Here is an 18,255-nt window from a genome sequence, read left to right as displayed (position 1 = left end):
TAAAAGTTCTATCTAAGAATAAAAAAAGACACCATGACGGTGTCTTGTTGTGTTGCTGGTTTGAACCGGGTCTATTTCTTCAAGTCGTTGATGATGTCGTATACATCATTTTTAAGCAGATCCATCTCTCTGACCACACCTCTGGTGTGAATAATCAGTCGCAGCTTTTCTGCATCTGGTAATTGGTTGAAGAGGGATAGCAGTGTTTCCTCTCTTTCATCGAGAACGCGTGGAGGAGTTGACACTTCTTCACCATTCTCATCCTCACTCCCTGGCTCCATAAAAAACCAATACTCTGGTCTTCCAGTTACAGCCGCTAACCTTTTTAAGCGCTCACCGCTTGCGGTTGCCGCGCCATTAGCCCACTTACGCACAGAAGTATGCGAAAGCATTACGCGCCTCGCAAGGTCAGCCATGCTCCAGCCGTTTTCCTCCATCACTTGATGGATTCTCTTAGCAAATACAGGGTGAGGATTTTTATTCATATTCTCATTTTACAACCATTGGTTTTACAGTTCATTAGAACTATTGGTTTGATTTTTATTGGAACCAAAAGTTTTAAGTGCTATTCTCCAATCACCAAAACAAACAGCTAGGACAAGAAATGGACAACCAACTAAAAGACAAAATCAGCAGCTACATGACACAAGTAGGAATCGGAGAGTGCTTTGGTATTTCTTCTCAGGCTGTAGGTAAGTGGCTGAGAAAGGGGAAAATTCCACATGGTCGAATCTTGCCGCTTTGTCGAATCCTCAACTGGCAAGTAACCCCACATGAAATCGATCCGAGTGCATATCCAAATCCAACAGACGGTTTACCACGTTAGGAGGTTTCACTATGCAGACACTTACTTTTCAGAATGATAGCGACATTCCTCGAGGGGGAATGATAAATCGCGCTCAAACATATAAGGGGCCGTGTCACGAAGATATTCGTGATGCCGTTCGCTCATGGGCGGGTGTAGATGGTCAGGATGTCGTTTCTGCTCTGATCATCGAAGAGTACCAGGCGCAAGGGGGAGACGAGATCACTTTCCCTGATGATCTCAGCCGACAGCGTCAGAAGCTTTTCCGCTTCCTGGACAACCATTTCAACAGTGAAAGATACCGCGAGAACGTCCGCCAGCTGACTCCGGCAATCCTCGCTGTTCTGCCGATTGAGTTTCGCAACCGCCTGCTGCCAGAAGACAACGTTATGGCTCGTCTGGCGCGGCTGGAGAAAGAAACCAGCGAAGCGAAGATAGCCGTCGCAATGGATGCGCCACGTCATCAGAAGCTGAAAGAGTTGAGCGAGGGGATCGTGGAGATGTATCGCGTTGACCCTGGGTTAACCGGTCCGCTGATGGAAATGGTGCAGATGATGCTGGGGGCTATATGACCGGTTCAAAAATGGCGAAAGCCGCGGTGCGCGAACACCAACGGCTTTCAGGTGCAATTCGTTGCGTACTCATTGCGAGGAAATTATGTCAGAAAAATCAGCCTTCAGAAAGATAGATGGGCCACCACTTTAGCGATTAAGAGGTTTTTATGCGTGATTACGCAACCGTTGCGCCTCAGTTCTGGCTTGGAAAAACAGGCCGTGAACTGAGGAAACAAGGCGCGGAGGCGCAGGTGGTTTCGTTCTATCTGATGACCTCGCCACACGCAAACATGCTCGGGTTGTATTACCTGCCAATTCTGTACATAGCCCATGAAACGGGTCTGGGCTTGGAAGGGGCTTCGAAGGGGCTAAAAAGCTCCATTGAAGCGGGATTTTGTAGCTATGACGAGGACACTGAGATGGTTTGGGTGCATGAAATGGCCGCTTATCAGGTTGGTCGATCGCTGAAGCCAGGGGATAACCGCTGTGCTGGTGTCAGGAATGAATATATGTCGTTACCTGAAAACCCTTTTTTATCATTGTTTTATGAACGTTATAAAACAGATTTTCACCTTAGTTTTAAACGTGAATCGCGCCAAATTTCTGAAGGGGCTTCGAAGGGGCTACGAAGCCAAGATCAGGAACAGGATCAGGAACAAGATCAGGATAAAGATATTTTGGGGCATGGCGCCGCCACACCCCGAGGGAAAAATACTTACCCGGATGATTTTGAACTGGCGTGGCAGGAATACCCCAAACGCGCTGGTGGTAACAGCAAGGCTGATGCGTTCAAAGCCTGGACTGCACGGATTAAATCCGGCGCAACAGTGCAGGAGCTTACTGATGGTGTTCGGCGATACGCGGATTACGTAACTGCCGCTGGGAAACTTAACACCGAGTATGTGAAACAGGCATCCACGTTTTTTGGTCCCTCAAAGCACTACGAAGAGTCGTGGTCTTTCGCGGCGCCAGATGGAAAAAGGGATCCGAACAAAATTTCTCAGCCAGATAAAGCGATTCCGACCGGATTCAGGGGGTAGCGATGAAAAACATGGTTGGTACAGGAAGTGCGCTTGAGCGCCTGAAAAAACTCATTCCACCAGGCGTTCAGCCGAAGTTCGCCAGCGCGGCAGAACTGCTGGCATGGCAGAGGGAAGAAGGCCTGAAGCGGTGTGAAGAACTGGACAGGCTGAATCAGAAAGCCCGGACAGAGAAAATCTTCGGTCGCTCGGGAATTCAAAGCCTGCACCGTAGCTGCACCTTTGCGAATTACCAGGTATCCGGGGAAGGGCAGCGTAAAGCCTTCACGATGGCAAAGAGCTACGTGCAGAACTTTGGGCCGGGTTTGCGAGCTTCGTGTTTAGCGGTGGTCCGGGTACCGGGAAAAACCATCTCGCCGCGGCAATCGGAAATCATCTGCTTTCTGGTGGGCATAGCGTGCTGGTCGTCACTATCCCTGACTTGATGCTACGTGTTCGCGAGTGCTACGACGGTGGTCAGTCAGAGGCCGCATTGCTGGATGACCTCTGCAAAGTTGATCTGCTGGTATTGGATGAAGTCGGTATTCAGCGCGGTAGCAACGGGGAGAAAGTCATTCTGAATCAGGTTATCGATCGTCGCCTGTCGTCGATGCGCCCGGTTGGCGTTCTGACGAATCTGAACCATGCAGGGCTTCAGGACTCACTGTGGCTTCGAATTATCGACCGCTTAACCATGGATAACGGCATGTGGGTGCTTACTGAGTGGGGGAGCTTTCGCAGAAACGTGCGGCACCTCCGGGTCGTGAAGTGTAATTCAGCCTAAAACGGTCTACAATGCTATTAAATTCGTTAGTGTTGTACGAATTGCGTGCTATAGTTCCGCCATCAAAAAGGTGGGTGAAAAATGAGTAAAAATCTAGACCACTGGCTGGTTTTCACAAGCAATGACATTGAACGAATGGCTAAGAATTCGACTGCTGAGGTTGCGGCAAAGAAAATTGTTACCGTGCGTGATGGCCGGAGAACTGGTTTTGTTGCTACGTCTAATTCTAAGACTCAAGCGCCATCAGCTAAGGGTGTTTACAAAGAAGTTGCAGAGCGCAAAGCAGTATCAAAGGCAAAGGCGAGCGGTCAAACAAAAGCTCTTGCTGGGAGTGTTTTGTCGCAAGCGCCAACTGGTTATTCTTCCAAACAGGCCGTCGACATGTTTAATCAGGCCTTCAAGAAAGTTAGAGCCTAAGAATATAGTGATTTTAAGCGCCTCCATATTTGGGGGCGTTTTTATGCTTGGTGGGATATGACACACAATAAAAAATGGGTGTTTTCTGAGTTAGTTAAGGACTCGAATGATTTAAGCCAGCTAATTGCGTATGCGATTTATAAGGCTGATAAGGACGGCGTTGCTAACGGTTGTCGAGCGCAAGGCAAAACTGAAGAGGAAATTCAGGAAGCGTTAGACGCTTATCATGACTCTGTGGCCACAACTCTCCGTCTGCAGCAAAGTTGTCATGATAGAGCTGCCGTACTCATGACGACTGTAGCAAACGGAATTGTCGCTGACGCTAAGCAGAAGGCTGACCAAAAAATAGCCGCCATAGAGGGCGATAACAAAAAAGCTCTAGCCAAAGAAGGTAAAAAAGCTGTCGAAGACTATCATAAAAAAATAAAACAAAGCGTTGCACAAAAACAAACCAAATGGGAGTGGTTAAAGGAATTCACTGTATCTGGCTTTTCTGGTGTTTGGGCAACAATCGTTCTTATTGTTGCCGTCTGGATAATAAGCATGGCAGTGGCACCGAAAAGTGAAAGAGATCACCTTACGGGAAACTTGTTCCAACGGATGTGGAACTATGTGAATTCGTCACCACTGCCAGAGGCAGAGGCTGCGAATGCTGCGGATACACCAAAAGCAACGTCAGGCCAACCGGCGAAGCCATAACAGCTCAGAACGAGAGACCGACAAACAACCCGCTTTAGCGGGTTTTTTCATTTCTCTTGGTTGACAAAAACAAGGAAATGCGAAAATATATGGTTTACGAATTCCAAAAAAAGCGAAACTTGAAATGAGTGACAACCAGTTAGCACCTTGTTGGGAGTTTCAGCCATATCTTGCTGAAAGCAACGTACGTCAGCTGCTGGCTGAGATTGCTAACGTTCTAGAGCTGCTGTACTACCATAAGCACTCGTTGGACAGTAATTGGTCTGAAGGTGTTAGAGCATATGACTGGGTGAGAAATCATCTTATTCAAAGTGAAGGGACTATTCCGGGTCTGGAAATGGTGTCAAAAGGTTTGGATTACGTCGTAGCCTTAAATAAAGTTCCTCTGCAATTTTCTAAGGATTGCATTAACAACCCTAAGAAAAGGCACCGCCTGCTCCGGAACAAAGTTGAGCACGAACAGCTTTCTTTATTCGGTGATACTGAGGCCGAACAAGATATCACATGGCGTATTTTAGCTGAGCCATTTATATCTGAAGAGGAAGATGGTGAGTTAGAGTCAACATTACCGCGCTGGGAGGTTGCTCTCGTTGGGTTTAATGCATATGGCGCTCAGGTGAGCATGGTTTCTCATCAATCCACCGCTTCTGTGCCGCTTATGCCTCTTGATTCTAATACTCTTCCTGACGAAGCGGAGATCGGCAAAGCGTCACTTCGTCGCCGTAACAAAGATCAAGGTTTGGATGTGAGCAACAATGGAACATCAGGTGATTGACTTCACTGAATATCGTGGGGATAAGCTCAAACTAGCCAGGATGGCTGTTGGGCTTTCTTGCGAAGAGTTAGCGGAGAAAATTGGTAAAACAAAACAATTCGTTAGCAAAATGGAAAAAGGGTTTAAACCATCAGAACAGTTGTTAGAACTAATCTCATCTGCGCTGATGATCAAATCTGATTTCCTTTTTACTGAACGAAAATATGCTTTAGAAAGCGATGTTTGCCATTTTCGGAGTAAAAAATCGAGAACCCAAACATTAACCAATAGTGTTCTGGCAAGGGCGGAGATTCTTAACATTATAATCTCAGCTGTTGAGGGGGAAATCGAGTTTCCTGATGTTTGCATACCTGAGCACCCCGGTGCTGAATTACTGACTCCAAATGATATTGAACGTGTAGCGGAAGACTGCAGAAGAGCATGGAATTTAGGGCTTGGACCTATATCCTCAATGGTCAAACTGGCTGAGAGTTTGGGGGTTATTGTTGCTCATGTGACAGGAGTGGATGACCGTGTAGATGCTTTTACTGTTCATAACAACAGGCCAGTAATCATCCGAAATAACGTCAAAAAGAGTATATGTAGATTCCGTTCAGATTTGGGTCATGAATTGGGGCACTTGGTTATGCACGAAGGTATAACCACAGGCGATAAAGTTACCGAATCGCAAGCGGACCGTTTTTCAAGTGCATTGCTCGTTCCTCGATTGTCCTTTATTAAAGAGTTTCCCCGGATACGAGGAAGACAGTTTGATTGGAACGCCTTAGTTGAGTTTAAACTTCGGTGGAAGATTAGTCTTAAAATGTGCATTTACCGGGCAACAACTCTAGGGTTACTGACGCAGGAGCAGGCAAGAACGGGTTATATGCATTTGAACTCCAAAGGATATACGAAAGTTGAACCAGGAGATGAATTTATTCGCCCGGAAGAACCGAGTATGTTAGCTGAGGCGATTGAAATGCTGGATGATGCAACATGGGTGAGCATTCTCATGAAAACTGGTTTAAGCCAGGAGTTGGTTAGGGAGTTATTCTCGGTAAACCGCCCACTGTCAAATCCTAGAAATCTGCTTCAACTAGTTTGACTCAAAGTTTGTAATAAACCCGCTATATGCGGGTTTATTTCTTTCTGGTGGCAGGCAGCAATGCGGTACCACCGCCGTTCGCTGAAGCGCTGGTACGTGCTAATTTGCCGGAGCTTTGTCAGCAGAAACAAATAGCGGCGTAATAAAACATTGCTAATTCAACCTGCTACGGCGGGTTTTCTTTTTTTACTTCTGACAGAAAATTAACAATTTGTGCTCTTAAAACGTTGATCATTTCCGCTCATAGGTATACTGTATAAAAACACAGTACATGCAATGGAGGCCATTATGAAAGTTGAATTAACCATTGATCGCATGAAAGAACTTCCTAAAGGCGCGGTACCTGCACTGGAGAAAGAATTGCTTAAGCGCCTGAATGATCACTATGACAATTGCAGACTCACAATCCGCCGTGCCGGGTCGGATGGGTTAAGTGTTTTTGGCGGTGACAAGGACGATAAAAAGAAAATTGAATCAATCCTCCAGGATACCTGGGAAAGCGCTGACGACTGGTTTTATTAGAATTGCGCTTAAGGCTGGCGCGCATTTATCAGAATACCAAAATGTGTATCCCTTTGATGCTGCTGCCGACATTCTTTAATCGCGTCTGTATGTCGCTCAGGGGGATTAAGTGGCAGATGTAGCCCAATCAAATCTTGCTGATAATTTACGGGTGATCATAACCGATGGGAAAGGTCGGGAGCTTTTGTCTTTCGGACTTGCAGCGGATGAACGCTACATCCTTTCAGCCAAGGCCGGTTCTGTAACTAACAGAAAATTATCCAGAGATGAATTGTACTGGTCCAAACAAACCATCATGGAAGTTGTAAGGGAGATGACTTCTAAAAATTGACTTGATGCTACGTATCCAATCATAATTCTGTCACTGGCCTGAACAACCAGTAACCTGACAATTATGCGCCACGGGGAATACCATGGCGCACGAACTACAACTCATCAAGCAGTCATCAGGAATCCTGATCCCCGCGACGCCGGAGACCAGTGATATTCTGCAATCAAAAATCAAACTCGGTGCCGTGCTGGTAGCCGAATTTCGCCAGGTGAGGAATCCCGCATTCCATCGCCGTTTTTTTGCGCTCCTGAATCTCGGGTTTGAATACTGGGAACCTACTGGCGGGGCAATATCTTCCAACGAGCGTAAATTGGTGACCGGGTACGCCAAATACCTTGCCTCATTCGGAGGAAGCGAAACTGCTCTTTTTGATGCTGCCGAGCAGTATCTTGAGCAGGTAGCCAGTCGCCGAATTACCAATGGGATCAGCCTGTGTAAATCCTTTGACGCGTACCGTGCCTGGGTAATTGTCGAGGCCGGCCACTACGACGCCATTCAACTACCTGACGGAACTCTTCGTAAACACCCCCGCAGCATAGCTTTCGCCAACATGGACGAAACCGAGTTCCAGCAACTTTACAAAGCCGCGCTCGATGTTCTGTGGCGCTGGGTATTGTCCCGGGCATTCAAGACTCAGCGAGAAGCGGAAAACGCCGCATCGCAGCTAATGAGCTTTGCGGGGTGATGGCGATGAAAATAAGTTGGTTTCACCATCACGAATGCACAACCGAACAGGCCGACGAGCTGGTGGCCAGTTACCGCCGTCGTGGCGCCACGGTAGAACGCAGCCTTAATCGTGACAACATCACCTGGACTGTCAGCGTGCAGCTGCCGGAAAGCGAGATAGCGCCGCGCCCGAGTAAGGTCTGGCAAAACAGGGCGTGGGGTTGAGTATGGCTAATACCGGCTTGGGCTTATAGAGAACATCGGGTCTGAACGCGTTGAGGCTCTCGAAAACAACAACGCCCCACACCGATATGCCATCGAAGAACTCGAAGCCATCAGGAAGCATTACAGCGCATTGCGTCGCGAGTTAATTAAGAGCAGGGAGGCAGCATGACACCAGAACTGATTGAGGTCCTTCGCGTGCGCTGGCAGCGATTGCGCTTATATCATTTCCCGGGCTCTGTGCTGACGGACTACCGGATACTGAAGAATTACATCAAAACCATAGGCGGTGCTGTATGAATACTCAATTTCTCGAATACGTGCGCCAGCAACTGATTATGGCCACCGCCGACCTGAGTGGTGCAACGAAAGGGCAGTTGATGGCCTGGTTGGAGAACGCGCAGTTCGATACTGGAACGTTTAAACGTAAAAAGCCTCGAGTGATGGATGAAGTGACCGGGAAAATGATTACGTTGGATAACCCACCAATACCCGGCAAACAGTCGCATGCTAAGGGATCGCACATTCCCCTGGTGCAGCCAGTTGAATACTCCACTGCATCGTGGCGCCGCGCGCTGATGTCACTCGAAGAACCCCAGAGGGCCTGGCTACTGTGGAACTACAGTGAGAACGTAAGCTGGGAGAATCAGGTGTTGATTACTCAGTGGGCGTGGTCGCAATTCTGCGCGTATCTGGCCGGGAAGAGGGTGGCGAAGAAGACCGTCGAACGGTTGCGACAGCTTATATGGCTGGCGGCACAGGATGTGAAGGCTGAGTTAGCTGGGCGCGATGTCTATCAGTATGGTGATCTGGCTGCGCTGGTGGGGGTTAACAAAACAAACTGGTCTCAGAATTACGTTGAACATTACGGCACAATGATCAGCCTGTATAAGAGACTAGATTTTCAGGCATTACATCATGTTTCGCGATCACGTTCACAACAAAAGGCGGCAAATTATCAGCAAAATATTGCAGAAATGAACTAATTAGCATATATTTCGTGTAAATCTGATATTGTGCCATTGTTGTATGCACTGGCAGTAAATGAGTTTTCAAGCCTGAGGTTAACGCCTTGGGTTTTTTTATTTCCCCTCGTTCTGAGAGTACTCACAGCAATAAGAGGGGGCGAAATGTTCGATACTGTTCCAGTGATAAAGTTACAAATGGACAGTTAAAAGGGATGCTCTTTAATAAGCCCGCAATCACGGGCTTAAGTTAGTTACCGAACTACCAGTACAGGGCAGGTTGCATGCCGCACAACTGCGGCTGCGGTAGAACCTAAAAGGTAGGTTGTGATGTCTGGTCGGTGTGAGCCGATGATGATTAAATCAGCGTCGATAGCTTTAGCGAGTTCAAGTATTTTATCTTTAGGTGAGCCAGATACTGCGTGAGTTTGTATTTTCATCGCAGGCACATTGAATTGCTTCACAATCTCATCAAGTTTCATTAATGCAGTATGTTGAAATTCCTTTATTTTTGGCATTTCGGCTGTATATGCCAAACCTAATGATGAGTAATAAGGTAATGTAGGAACCACTGTCACAAAGTGAACTCTGGCAGTATTCAATACAGAATGAGCCTGAACATAAGGTATAACTTGCCGTGTCAGGTCAATCTCAGAAACATCAATTGGCACTAAAATAGATTCGTACATTTTAGCCATCCTGTTTGTTTTTTGTTCATGTTTGAGTTTAGTACCTGGGACATAAAACAATGTGTCCTGGCTGGCAGAACTTACGAATTGGTACCTTCATACTATTTGTGCTTTCAACCTAATGAATCCGAGGGACTTATTGCTCAGGATCTAAATTGCTTGAAGCCTCACTTACTTCACAAATGCAAACAACCTTATTTATTCAAGGCTGCCGTATGGCGGTCTTTTTCATTTCAGGCTCACGGGAGTCATCCGCTACGTGCTTTGTTGATAAATCCAGCCCGTGAAGCCTGACATTCCTTAATCAAGCACAGCGCCATCCGAAAAATCGGAGGTGAGGCTATGACCAGAATGAGCACCATTTACAGCAGACTTTCATATGGAACAGGCACCACGCTGACCGGCTGCGGTGTATCAGCGAAGGCATACGCCGAAACAGCTAAAACAGCAAAAGAGGTGTCCTGGATGTTGGCCGACAGGATTGCAGGATTAAGCCTGAGCGACTGGGCAATTATTGTCGGTATCGCATGCACCGTTATCACCTGTGCAGTGAACTGGTACTACAGGCAAAAGGAAAGGGAGGACCGGCTTAATGGCAATGTCACCAAAGCTGAAGAATAAACTGAGCGCAGCAGTCGTTGGTCTGATTCTTGCCGGGGCTTCTGCACCCGTTATTCTCGATCAATTTCTGGATGAGAAAGAGGGTAACAGCCTGACGGCGTATCGCGACGGCGGCGGACTCTGGACGATTTGTCGTGGTGCCACGATGGTTGATGGTAAGCCAGTAGTTCAGGGCATGCAGCTGTCTGCCGAGAAATGCGCCCAGGTAAACGCCATTGAACGCGATAAAGCGCTGGCGTGGGTTGACCGAAATATCAAAGTACCACTGACCGAACCACAGAAAGCGGGGATTGCGTCTTTCTGTCCATATAACATCGGCCCCGGCAAATGTTTCCCGTCCACGTTCTATAAGCGAATAAATGCTGGAGACCGTAAAGGTGCCTGTGAAGCTATTCGCTGGTGGATTAAAGACGGTGGCCGCGATTGTCGCCTGACCAAAGGCCAGAAAAATGGGTGCTATGGTCAGGTAGAGCGGCGAGATCAGGAAAGCGCGCTGGCGTGCTGGGGGATAGACCGGTGAGTCGACTAACAAACATCATCATTACTGTGGTCATCTGCATAATCTTATCTCTAGGCTGGGCCGTTAACCACTACCGCGACAACGCCATCACCTACAAAGACCAGCGCAATAAGGCCACCGAAAAACTCGGCCTAGCGAAAAACACCATCAAAGACATGCAGATCCGACAGCGTGATGTTGCGACTTTGGATGCCAAATACACCGGAGAACTGGCTGATGCGAAAAAGCAGTTGGATGATCTGCAGCGTTGCGTTAGCACTGGTAAGTGTGGGCTGCACGTCAACGCAAAATGTCCCGCGAACGGAGCGACCGGCTCCGGCAGCCTGGGCGATGCTTCCGGCCCCCGACTTACTGACTCCGCTGAACGGGATTATTGGCGTCTCAGTGCCGGAATTAATACCATCACCGGTCAAGTGAACTACCTGCAGGACTACATCCGCACGCAGTGTTTGAGGTGAGCTGTGATTATCTGTTGGAGTGAGGTCTAGTAACTTTATTCTATTCAGGTTTTTTATACATGCTTGGGTCCCAAGGCATGTTCGGGTCGTAATCATCGGGCGGACGATGCTGTGGGGCGGTGATATACCACAAAACACCAAATCTATCGATTACAGTGACAGCGCAGGGGCTCCATGGTAATGACCCAATCGATTCTTTGATTGTTCCTCCCTCGGCTAAATGCTTGTATGCTTTTTGTACCTCCGACTCATCTGCCAATGTAACACCCAACGTTACCGTATGTTCCATCGCAGCTTCACCCTGTCCTTCAACGACACTAAATCCGTGTCCGTCTTTTGACAATTCTGAGTGAAAATAGCTTCCATCAGGGTTTTTCACATGATAACCAAGCTCAACCCCAAAAGCTTTTTGATACAACTCCACCGCTTCCGCGCTATTTTTTACAGATAGCCCAAAGTCTATTTTCATACTATAGCCTTCTTAGGAATTCACATGGAACTCACCGACAAGCATTAAATGTTCTGTCGCGAGTACATCATTGATTCAAAATACTAATATCCTTCAATTCAAAAATAAAAACTAGGGGACGTTATGGCAATACCGGACTGGGGCGAGCTTCAGCGACGGTTCCTGTCCGATCATGCCGCAACCGGCGTATCACCGAAGGATTGGTGTGAAGCGCAGGGACTGAATTATACATCTGCGCGGCGCTACATTAAAAAGCCAACTGCGCAGACTGCGCAAAAACCTGCGCAGAAGAAATTGCGCACTGTGCAGAAAGAAAAAAGTGCAGAGGAACTGGTTAACAGCAAACTCAGCCCGAAGGTAAAGTGCTTCATTGCTGAATTTCTGAAGGACCAGAACGCCACGGCAGCCGCTGAGCGTGCTGGCTATAGTGACCCAAACTATGGTCGTCAGCTCATAACGAATCCTAACGTTGCGCAGGCCATTGCGCAGCAGCAGAAAGCCTCTATTGCGCGCACGCTTGGCAGCGCTGATGAAGTCCTCTCGCAGATGTGGCAACTCGCCACTTTCGATGCCAACCAACTCTCACAGTATCGCCGCGGTGCCTGCCGCTATTGCTGGGGCTTCGGTCATCACTATCAGTGGCGTGACATGGTGGAGTTCGAGGAGCAACGGCTTAAAGCCCTTGAGCGGAAGGGCAAAGAGCCGGTAGACGTCGGAGGTTATGGCTACGACCACAACCGGGAGCCAAACCCTGGCTGTCCGCGCTGCAATGGTGATGGGATCGGACAGCCATACTTTGCTGATACCCGAAAACTTCCCCCTGATGCTGCCCTGGCTTATTCCGGCGTGAAGCTTGGCAAACATGGTGTGGAAATTACCGCGATAAGCCGTGAACGGATGTATGAAGCCGTGATGAAGCGGCTTGGCCTGGCTGATAGTGAGTTTGCGCAGCGACTTCAACAGATTGAAATCGAGCGCCGGCAACTGGAAGTGGAAAAACTCCGTAAAGAACAGGCTGCAGATCCGGAGGATGACGAACCAACGCCAGTTGCAATCAATATCAACGTAGTTGATGCGCGAGTGAGGGAAGAGGATGGCGATAGCACCAACGCTTAACATCCCGCAGGCCCGATTCCTCGCAATGGAGCACAAATTTAAAGCCTACGTGGCCGGCTTTGGTTCTGGCAAGACGTGGGTCGGTTGCGGTGGTATCTGCAAAGGGATGTGGGAGCATCCGAAAATCAACCAGGGCTATTTTGCACCTACTTACCCCCAGATCCGCGACATCTTTTACCCCACGGTCGAAGAGGTGGCCTTTGACTGGGGGCTGAATGTCAAAATTAACGAGGGAAACAAAGAGGTTCACTTCTACGTCGGGCGCCAGTACCGCGGAACGACGATTTGCCGCTCGATGGAGAAACCACAAACCATCGTGGGTTTTAAAATCGGTAACGCGCTGATTGATGAACTGGACGTAATGCCCGCCAAAAAGGCGCAGTTAGCCTGGCGAAAAATCATTGCCCGTATGCGTTACAACGTGCCAGGACTTCGCAACGGAATAGATGTCACCACGACGCCAGAAGGATTTAAATTTGTTTATCAACAGTTCGCAAAGGCTGTGCGCGATAAACCCTCGCTCTCTACGTTGTATGGTCTGGTGCAGGCCTCGACATTCGACAACGAAAAGAACCTGCCGGCGGATTACATCCCGTCCCTGATGGAGTCTTATCCGCCTGAGCTGATTAAGGCGTATTTGCGGGGCCAGTTCACCAACCTGACCAGCGGGACTATTTACCATCAGTTCGATCGTAAGCTGAATTGTTGCACTGAAGAAGAACAGCCTGGCGAGCCACTTTACATCGGTATGGATTTTAACGTCGGGAAGATGGCCGGGATCGTTCATGTGTTGCGTCTTGGACTTCCGTTCGCGGTTAACGAGATAGTAAAAGCCTACGACACCCCTGACATGATACGCATCATCAAAGAGCGATTCTGGTTGTTCGACGGTAAAGATTATCGGAAGGTCAGGGAAATCTATATCTACCCGGATGCTTCCGGTGATTCGCGTAAATCGGCCCACGCCAGCACTACGGATATAGCACAGCTTAAACAAGCTGGTTTTAACGTGATAGTGAACGATTCAAACCCGCCAGTAAAAGACCGCATTAACTCCATGAACGCCATGTTCTGCAACGGCAATGGTGAACGTCGCTATAAAGTGAATGTAAAACGATGCCCGGTTTACACCGAATCGCTTGAGCAGCAGATCTGGGGAGAGAACGGAGAGCCAGATAAAAAGGCAGATAATGATCACCCTAACGATGCCGGCGGCTACTTCATCGTGAAGCAGTTCCCAATCATCAAACCGACAGGTAAATCCACACCACTTCGGATGTAAAACCATGCCAGATATTTCAACACCCAATCTCGACTATAACGACATGGTTGAGGCATGGGATATTAACGATGCTCTGATGGGCGGGACGCTGGAAATGCGTCGGCAGGGGAAGGCATATCTCCCCAAATGGCCTAACGAAGATCCCGAAAGTTATAAAGAGCGTTTATCTAAAGCCACGTTACTCCCGGCCTATGAAGAGTCGATAAAACAGAATATCGGGCGCGTATTTGCTGAACCCACGGTATTAAGCGAAAACGCGCCGGAAAGTATCAGAAAGCTTTCGACTGATATTGATATGGAAGGAAACCGCCTGGATGTCTGGGCGCAACAGTTCTTCAGTATCGGTTTCCAGTACGGCCTGGTTCATGCGCTGGTGGATTACCCGCGTGTAGATCCGGAATCTGTAAAAACAAAAGCAGATGAAAAAGCAGCCGGGAGCAGGCCATACGTCACGATGCTAAACCCTCGACAGGTAATCGGCTGGAAGTCGAAAGTTGAGGGCGGAAAGGTCATCCTCACTGATTTGCGCATTCGCGAAACTATCATCTTGGACGGGGATGATTACGGGCAGACAAAGCTCGAACAGATCCGGCATATCATGCCTGGTAAAGTCGAAATCCATCGGCGCAACAAGGGAGAAAATGGCGAAGCGCAATGGACACTCTACGAAGAGTGGAAAACCAGCCGCAGCGATATCACTCTGGTAACGCTGTACACCAAGCGAACCGGATTTATGCGCGGTTCGCCGCCACTCTTGAACCTGGCTTTACTGAATATCAAGCACTGGCAGAGCCAGAGCGAGCAGGACAACATCCTGCATGTTGCCCGCGTACCGTTGCTGGTGGCTTATGGGCTGGCAGAAGGTGAAACGTTAACGATCGGCGCGTCTTCAGCAACACGTTTCGAAAACCGCGAACGGCAGGGGCTTGAATACGTCGAACATACCGGAGCAGCCATTGAATCTGGTGAAACATCGCTGGAAAAACTGGAAGATCAGATGCGGCAGGCGGGCGCCAAACTGCTGCGTGCCGAGAACACCTCGACCAAATCTGTTGACCAGACAAATGAAGAGCGCATGCAGGAGAATTCGCCGCTATATACGATGGCGAGTTCTCTGGAGGATGCCCTCGATAACATCCTGCAAATCATGGCGGAATGGCTTGGTGAAACTGAAGGCGGTAACGTTGATGTGCGCACAGAACTTGATATTTCAGCGCAGACCTATGACGCAACCGCGGCAACGGCTGTTCAGTCGCTGAGGCAGGGGGGCGATATTCGTCAGGTGGACGCTATTCGCGTACTCCAGGCGCTGAAATTCATCGACCCGGACGCTAATCCAGAAGAGGTTATCGATGAGCTCAGGAATCAGCAGGTAACTCTGCTAAGCAGCCTGAATACTCCTGGTGGTGTGAATGGCAACGTCAAATGAAAAACTTCGAGATGAAAGTCTGGCGCATGCAATCTGGGTGAGTCGATATAGTACCGGCGTAGCAAACAGGATGATAAAAATCCTCAATGAGAGCGACGCAGATCTTACCGCCAGGCTGCTGGTGGCGATGGATACCCTTGACGCTGATAGCTTCACTGTAACCCGCCTGGAATCGCTGCTTGCAAGCGTCAGGGAGACTAATCGGGAAGCAGTTCAGACTATGTATGCCGGGTTATCAACCGAGCTGCAAGGTCTGGCCCAGCATGAGGCTGGTTTTCAGCTCAGTCTGTTCCAGTTTGCTATCCCGGATGATGTGCTTGCGCTTCATCCGCTGGTGGGTATATCGCCAGATGCCGTCTATGCTGCTGCAATGGCCAGGCCGTTTCAGGGTCGCCTGCTTTCTGAGTGGGCAGACAACCTTGAAGCCGACAGGATGACGCGGATATCCAATACCGTACGGCAGGGCTTTCTGTTGGGCGATACGCATGAACAGATAGCCAAAAAGGTTCGCGGACACGCTAACCGGGGCTATCAGGATGGCGCGCTACAGATGAGCAGGACGAACGCGGGGAGTATTGCTAAAACAGCTGTAGGGCATCTTGCGGCGACGGCGCGTAAAAGCTTTGCGGATGCGAATGACGACATTCTGAAGGGTAAGCAGTGGTTATCCACTTTGGATAACCGGACATCGAAAGATTGCCGGGTTCGCGATTGCCTTAAATACACGCTGGATAATAAACCAATCGGCCATAAAGTACCGTATCTTCAGGGACCAGGCAAAATCCACTTTTGCTGTCGCAGCGTGGAAACCTACATCCTGAAATCCTCTAATGAGTTGGGTATTCAAATTGGTGAGGTTCAGAACAGTTCCCGCGCCAGTATGGATGGACAGGCCCCCGGCGATACTACATATTCCGAATGGTTGCAGCGTCAGCCATTTTCCCGGCAAAAAGAAATCTTAGGCGAGACTCGAGCAAGGATGATGCGTGATGGCGTCATGAAATATGACGACTTCTATAGTGACAAGGGCGAATGGTTGACGTTGGCCCAACTAAATAAACTCTCAGAGTTGAGACAAGCCGGGAAATCTCCCGGCTTTTCTTTGGGTGATGCACAGTCAGTAGCGGAGATTGAACAGGGTATGCGAGGAATTATTGCCGATGAAATTCGCTTCCCTGAAGAAACTACGCTGGAGTCAGCACGTATTGCCGCCGGAGCCATGCAGAATGTTATTGAGCGGTTTCGCTTACCGCCAGTTAAGTATTTTGGAGAGGTAAGTGGTACGAGGAAAAGTGCAGCAGGTGCGTATTTTGAGGAAAATGCTGCTGTCCATGTTTCTCGTTGGGCGATGCAGTCCACTGAGTGGGATGCTATTTGTGAAAATAGCGCTACTTATGATTTCGTTTCTTCATTGTCGCTGGAAAGAATGTTGACGGTTTCGGATGCCGCTTTACTCGCAGCCGGGAACAATCAACTGAATTATGCAGCGATTTCAAGCGTTGCCGGCACGGTTACGCATGAAATGGGGCATCATCTCTATTACCAGCACATTGACGATTTAAGTCAACTTACTACAAAAGCATATAATGAAGGCTGGTGGCGACCTGTCAGTTATTATGCTTCCGAAAACGAACGTGAACTCTTTGCAGAAATTCTTACGATATTCATGCTGGGCAGTAAGGATGATTACCAGCGTATTAACCCGGAGCTACTCGAATGGCTGAAGAAAAATTCCCGTGTCTAAAACGGGCCAATGAGTTGTACCACTCCACGCCCAGGCCTGTGGATCTTCTGGACCAGTTGGAAGCATTGGCTGAGAAAGCAGGAAGTACGACACCTGAAGCAAGGATGATCGGCGGCCTGATTAGTGCCGCTATGATGGACGAGGCCAACGGCCATTCCTGACAATAATTTTGACTAACACAAGGCTGCCTCCGGGCGGCCTTTTTTATTGCCGCAATACCGGATGGTGAGCGGTGCAACGGTCGGATGACCTCGAAAAGGTACCAACATGAAACTGAAGACAGTTGAAGTAAATGGCAAGCACTATGCGGAAGTTGATGCTAACGGTTTGCCCGTGTACGTCCACGATGACGGCCAGGAGATCGGCTTTGATGCCGTGCAGGCAGTAGGAAAAATTTCCTCCCTGAATGGCGAGGCAAAATCTCATCGTGAAGCGAAAGAAGCTGCCGAAGCTAGCCTGGCTAAATTCGCCAAAATTAGCGATCCGGCGAAGGCGCTCGAAGCGTTGGAGATGATGACAAAAATCGACCAGAAAAAGCTGATCGACGCAGGCGCAGTTGACCAGGTGAAAGCGGATATCACCAAATCATTCCAGGCTCAGCTTGATGAAGCCACCCAGCGGGCGACAACGCTCGAAGGACAGCTCTATCAGGAAATGATTGGCGGGCGCTTCTCAGGCTCGAAATTCATTGCTGATAAAGTTGCGATCCCGGCGGACATGCTACAGGCCCGCTTTGGTCAGTCTTTCAAAGTTGAGGATGGCAAAGTCGTTGCTTATGACGGCTCCGGCAACAAAATATACTCCCGCTCCAAGCCGGGCGAACTGGCGGTCTTTGATGAGGCGCTGGAATTTCTGGTGGAGCAGTACCCTCAGAAAGATCACATTCTGAAGGCGAGTGGTAATCAGGGAGGAGGCTCTCGTCAGTCTCAACACTCAATCGGGCAGAAAACGATGAAGCGCGATGCGTTCAGCAGTTTGAGCCCGACAGATCAGCAATCGACCCTCAAAGACGGCATCACCATCGTCGATTAATTCATTGCCAGCCGTCGGATAGCGGCTGGTGCCAGAGCTGGATAGCTCAAAC

Annotated in this window: 24 protein-coding genes and 4 pseudogenes; 25 read left to right on the top strand and 3 right to left on the bottom strand. The window is 48.9% G+C overall.

The window, feature by feature from the left end; translation table 11 throughout:
* Positions 1 to 71: 71 nt before the first annotated feature.
* Positions 72 to 485, bottom strand: a complete 414-nt coding sequence (locus GFC06_RS18150; protein WP_153690469.1) for a helix-turn-helix domain-containing protein — start codon at positions 483 to 485, stop codon at positions 72 to 74.
* 119 nt (positions 486 to 604) lie between these two features.
* Between GFC06_RS18150 and GFC06_RS18145 the strand changes: the two genes are divergently transcribed.
* The 16 genes and pseudogenes from GFC06_RS18145 (at position 605) to GFC06_RS18075 (ending at position 8,864) form a co-directional block, all read left to right on the top strand.
* On the top strand, positions 605 to 826 hold the full coding sequence (locus tag GFC06_RS18145; RefSeq protein WP_097727139.1) for a helix-turn-helix domain-containing protein: 222 nt from the start codon (positions 605 to 607) through the stop codon (positions 824 to 826).
* Positions 827 to 837: 11 nt separating this feature from the next.
* Positions 838 to 1,377, top strand: a complete 540-nt coding sequence (locus GFC06_RS18140) for a toxin YdaT domain-containing protein (RefSeq protein WP_153690468.1) — start codon at positions 838 to 840, stop codon at positions 1,375 to 1,377.
* A 149-nt stretch (positions 1,378 to 1,526) separates the two neighbouring features.
* Positions 1,527 to 2,399: a DNA-binding protein gene (locus tag GFC06_RS18135; protein ID WP_153690467.1), complete on the top strand. Its 873-nt coding sequence runs from the start codon at positions 1,527 to 1,529 to the stop codon at positions 2,397 to 2,399.
* 2 nt (positions 2,400 to 2,401) lie between these two features.
* Positions 2,402 to 3,162: pseudogene (locus tag GFC06_RS18130) on the top strand (ATP-binding protein).
* Between the two features lie 81 nt (positions 3,163 to 3,243).
* Positions 3,244 to 3,579, top strand: a complete 336-nt coding sequence (locus GFC06_RS18125; protein ID WP_153690466.1) for a hypothetical protein — start codon at positions 3,244 to 3,246, stop codon at positions 3,577 to 3,579.
* A 57-nt stretch (positions 3,580 to 3,636) separates the two neighbouring features.
* Positions 3,637 to 4,278 carry a hypothetical protein gene (locus tag GFC06_RS18120; protein ID WP_153690465.1) on the top strand — a complete coding sequence of 214 codons (642 nt, stop codon included), beginning with the start codon at positions 3,637 to 3,639 and terminating at the stop codon, positions 4,276 to 4,278.
* 124 nt (positions 4,279 to 4,402) lie between these two features.
* Positions 4,403 to 5,053, top strand: a complete 651-nt coding sequence (locus GFC06_RS18115) for a hypothetical protein (RefSeq protein WP_153690464.1) — start codon at positions 4,403 to 4,405, stop codon at positions 5,051 to 5,053.
* Complete coding sequence (locus GFC06_RS18110; RefSeq protein WP_153690463.1) at positions 5,034 to 6,137, top strand: helix-turn-helix domain-containing protein; 1,104 nt, start codon at positions 5,034 to 5,036, stop codon at positions 6,135 to 6,137. Before GFC06_RS18115 ends, GFC06_RS18110 begins: the two co-directional genes overlap by 20 nt.
* Before the next feature lie 59 nt (positions 6,138 to 6,196).
* Positions 6,197 to 6,280 (top strand): annotated as a pseudogene (locus GFC06_RS23565) (DNA methyltransferase); the annotation flags it as partial.
* Positions 6,281 to 6,425: 145 nt separating this feature from the next.
* Positions 6,426 to 6,659 carry a DinI family protein gene (locus tag GFC06_RS18105; RefSeq protein ID WP_016236996.1) on the top strand — a complete coding sequence of 78 codons (234 nt, stop codon included), beginning with the start codon at positions 6,426 to 6,428 and terminating at the stop codon, positions 6,657 to 6,659.
* A gap of 109 nt (positions 6,660 to 6,768) precedes the next feature.
* Positions 6,769 to 6,990 carry a hypothetical protein gene (locus GFC06_RS18100; RefSeq protein WP_153690462.1) on the top strand — a complete coding sequence of 74 codons (222 nt, stop codon included), beginning with the start codon at positions 6,769 to 6,771 and terminating at the stop codon, positions 6,988 to 6,990.
* 82 nt (positions 6,991 to 7,072) lie between these two features.
* Positions 7,073 to 7,675, top strand: a complete 603-nt coding sequence (locus tag GFC06_RS18095; RefSeq protein WP_153690461.1) for a DUF1367 family protein — start codon at positions 7,073 to 7,075, stop codon at positions 7,673 to 7,675.
* Entirely contained in the window at positions 7,675 to 7,881 is a 207-nt protein-coding gene (locus GFC06_RS18090) for a hypothetical protein (RefSeq protein WP_153690460.1), read from the top strand. Before GFC06_RS18095 ends, GFC06_RS18090 begins: the two co-directional genes overlap by 1 nt.
* Positions 7,882 to 7,903: 22 nt before the next feature.
* A pseudogene (locus GFC06_RS18085) lies at positions 7,904 to 8,050 on the top strand (recombination protein NinG); the annotation flags it as partial.
* Positions 8,047 to 8,178, top strand: a complete 132-nt coding sequence (locus GFC06_RS18080) for a YlcG family protein (RefSeq protein WP_103766167.1) — start codon at positions 8,047 to 8,049, stop codon at positions 8,176 to 8,178. The pseudogene GFC06_RS18085 and the gene GFC06_RS18080, both read left to right, overlap by 4 nt.
* Positions 8,175 to 8,864, top strand: coding sequence for a bacteriophage antitermination protein Q (locus tag GFC06_RS18075; RefSeq protein WP_047418072.1), 690 nt, complete (start codon positions 8,175 to 8,177; stop codon positions 8,862 to 8,864). The genes GFC06_RS18080 and GFC06_RS18075 overlap by 4 nt, the downstream gene beginning before the upstream one ends.
* Positions 8,865 to 9,097: 233 nt before the next feature.
* Here GFC06_RS18075 and uspF read toward each other — a convergent pair whose 3' ends face one another.
* Positions 9,098 to 9,532 carry a universal stress protein UspF gene (uspF, locus tag GFC06_RS18070; RefSeq protein ID WP_047418069.1) on the bottom strand — a complete coding sequence of 145 codons (435 nt, stop codon included), beginning with the start codon at positions 9,530 to 9,532 and terminating at the stop codon, positions 9,098 to 9,100.
* 342 nt (positions 9,533 to 9,874) lie between these two features.
* Here uspF and GFC06_RS18065 point away from each other — a divergent pair, with 342 nt between their 5' ends.
* Genes GFC06_RS18065 through GFC06_RS18055 form a run of 3 tightly spaced genes read left to right on the top strand, consistent with a single transcriptional unit; the run spans position 9,875 to position 11,131 of the window.
* Positions 9,875 to 10,153 carry a phage holin gene (locus GFC06_RS18065; protein ID WP_016150496.1) on the top strand — a complete coding sequence of 93 codons (279 nt, stop codon included), beginning with the start codon at positions 9,875 to 9,877 and terminating at the stop codon, positions 10,151 to 10,153.
* Complete coding sequence (locus GFC06_RS18060; RefSeq protein ID WP_047418066.1) at positions 10,125 to 10,673, top strand: lysozyme; 549 nt, start codon at positions 10,125 to 10,127, stop codon at positions 10,671 to 10,673. The genes GFC06_RS18065 and GFC06_RS18060 overlap by 29 nt, the downstream gene beginning before the upstream one ends.
* Positions 10,670 to 11,131: a lysis protein gene (locus GFC06_RS18055; RefSeq protein ID WP_047418063.1), complete on the top strand. Its 462-nt coding sequence runs from the start codon at positions 10,670 to 10,672 to the stop codon at positions 11,129 to 11,131. The genes GFC06_RS18060 and GFC06_RS18055 overlap by 4 nt, the downstream gene beginning before the upstream one ends.
* 40 nt (positions 11,132 to 11,171) lie before the next feature.
* On the opposite strand, the gene GFC06_RS18050 is transcribed toward GFC06_RS18055, so the two are convergent.
* Positions 11,172 to 11,600, bottom strand: a complete 429-nt coding sequence (locus tag GFC06_RS18050; protein ID WP_153690459.1) for a VOC family protein — start codon at positions 11,598 to 11,600, stop codon at positions 11,172 to 11,174.
* 123 nt (positions 11,601 to 11,723) lie between these two features.
* On the opposite strand from GFC06_RS18050, the gene GFC06_RS18045 reads away from it, so the two are divergent.
* The 6 genes and pseudogenes from GFC06_RS18045 to GFC06_RS18020 all read left to right on the top strand — a co-directional run bounded on the left by GFC06_RS18045 (position 11,724) and on the right by GFC06_RS18020 (position 18,203).
* Positions 11,724 to 12,716 carry a terminase small subunit gene (locus GFC06_RS18045; protein WP_153690458.1) on the top strand — a complete coding sequence of 331 codons (993 nt, stop codon included), beginning with the start codon at positions 11,724 to 11,726 and terminating at the stop codon, positions 12,714 to 12,716.
* Entirely contained in the window at positions 12,694 to 13,998 is a 1,305-nt protein-coding gene (locus GFC06_RS18040) for a terminase large subunit domain-containing protein (RefSeq protein WP_047418058.1), read from the top strand. Before GFC06_RS18045 ends, GFC06_RS18040 begins: the two co-directional genes overlap by 23 nt.
* Positions 13,999 to 14,002: 4 nt before the next feature.
* On the top strand, positions 14,003 to 15,427 hold the full coding sequence (locus tag GFC06_RS18035; protein WP_047418054.1) for a DUF4055 domain-containing protein: 1,425 nt from the start codon (positions 14,003 to 14,005) through the stop codon (positions 15,425 to 15,427).
* Positions 15,411 to 16,487 (top strand): annotated as a pseudogene (locus GFC06_RS18030) (phage minor head protein); the annotation flags it as partial. The gene GFC06_RS18035 and the pseudogene GFC06_RS18030, both read left to right, overlap by 17 nt.
* 656 nt (positions 16,488 to 17,143) lie before the next feature.
* Positions 17,144 to 17,332 (top strand): hypothetical protein, encoded by a 189-nt coding sequence (locus tag GFC06_RS18025; protein ID WP_047418052.1) that lies wholly within the window; start codon positions 17,144 to 17,146, stop codon positions 17,330 to 17,332.
* A gap of 106 nt (positions 17,333 to 17,438) precedes the next feature.
* Positions 17,439 to 18,203 (top strand): DUF6651 domain-containing protein, encoded by a 765-nt coding sequence (locus GFC06_RS18020; RefSeq protein WP_047418049.1) that lies wholly within the window; start codon positions 17,439 to 17,441, stop codon positions 18,201 to 18,203.
* Positions 18,204 to 18,255: the final 52 nt, after the last annotated feature.

Source organism: Citrobacter braakii (assembly GCF_009648935.1).
Taxonomy (GTDB): domain Bacteria; phylum Pseudomonadota; class Gammaproteobacteria; order Enterobacterales; family Enterobacteriaceae; genus Citrobacter; species Citrobacter braakii.
Note: the sequence above shows the minus strand (reverse complement) of the source record. Positions and strands in the feature narration are given on the sequence as shown.